1 protein-coding gene is annotated in these 404 nt (G+C 66.3%); it reads right to left on the reverse strand.

The annotated features are described in order from the left end of the window. Positions 1-56: 56 nt before the first annotated feature. Positions 57-260: a hypothetical protein gene (locus IG99_RS43660; RefSeq protein WP_037684612.1), complete on the reverse strand. Its 204-nt coding sequence runs from the start codon at positions 258-260 to the stop codon at positions 57-59. Positions 261-404: the final 144 nt, after the last annotated feature.

Consider the following 404-nt stretch of genomic DNA (forward strand, 5'->3'; position numbering starts at 1 on the left):
CGTCGAGTCCATCCGGATGGGGGTGGGGCCGCGCCGTCACGCGGCCCCACCGCTGGTCACTCCCCGCGAGGCGGGAAGCGGAGACCAGCACCGCGCAGAGCGTTGATCATGTACATCCACTCGCGCGAGGTGCGCGGCGTCCGTTCGATGATCAGCGTGGTGATGCCCTTGGAGAACACCCACGTGCCCGTGCGGGTCTGCCGGGCGGAGAAGCCCTGGCGTACCGCTGCGGTGATGATCTGGTCCATCCGGTCCGTCATTTCAGTTTCACCCCCTCTCTTGTGTCCGTCAAGGAAATACTAGCGCAATCCCTTGAGTAGCGCAAGGGATTTAGAGGTGGGGTGAAGCGACGCAGCGCCCCGCCCGGACAGGAGGCGGGGCGCTGCGTCATGCCGGCTACGCGT

The sequence above is a fragment of the Streptomyces griseus subsp. griseus genome, assembly GCF_000720255.1.
Lineage (GTDB): Bacteria > Actinomycetota > Actinomycetes > Streptomycetales > Streptomycetaceae > Streptomyces > Streptomyces griseus_I.

Coding starts and splice junctions, on each gene's coding strand:
- IG99_RS43660 (WP_037684612.1), bottom strand. CDS start 260: ATGACGGACCGGATGGACCAGATCATCACCGCAGCGGTACGCCAGGGC.